The sequence below is a fragment of the Pseudoalteromonas sp. SG44-1 genome, from assembly GCF_014164315.1.
Lineage (GTDB): Bacteria > Pseudomonadota > Gammaproteobacteria > Enterobacterales > Alteromonadaceae > Pseudoalteromonas > Pseudoalteromonas rhizosphaerae.
This window is the reverse complement of record NZ_JACJEW010000242.1, coordinates 1-478: the sequence shown is the minus strand read 5'-3', so window position 1 is coordinate 478 and position 478 is coordinate 1. Positions and strand designations below refer to the sequence as shown.

General features: G+C 41.0%; 1 protein-coding gene. It reads right to left on the bottom strand.

Going from position 1 to position 478, the window contains the following annotated elements; translation table 11 throughout:
* A partial coding sequence (locus tag H5187_RS23995; RefSeq protein WP_182798523.1) for a DDE-type integrase/transposase/recombinase occupies nucleotides 1–478 on the bottom strand: 478 nt, incomplete at both ends.

Sequence of the window (478 nt, the reverse complement as noted above, 5' to 3'; positions counted from 1 at the left end):
TGACGCTGATTTGGCGTGACAAATTTTATACCGCTGTGCAAATGCTCGTTATTGTACCAATCTACAAACCCTGCCACCCATTTTCTTGCTGTGCTTATTTCTGCAAATGGCTTTTCTGGGTAGTCTGAGCGATATTTTAACGTTTTAAATAATGACTCCGAATAGGGATTATCATTACTCACTGACGGGCGACTAAACGACGGTACAATGCCTAATTCTTGCAAGGTAGCCAATAATGTAGCGCCTTTCATTGGGCTGCCATTATCCGAATGTAACGTGACTTGCTCTGGCTTTATTTGCTCTCGACTGCAAATATCCGTCATCAAATCAGCCGCTAGCGCACTTAACTGTGTATCGTGAACCTGCCATCCCACAATTTTTCGACTAAAAATATCCATCACTAAATACAAGTATAAAAATTCGCCCTTAACCGTTGTTGGCAAATATGTAATATCCCATGTGTAAATTTCGTTCACAC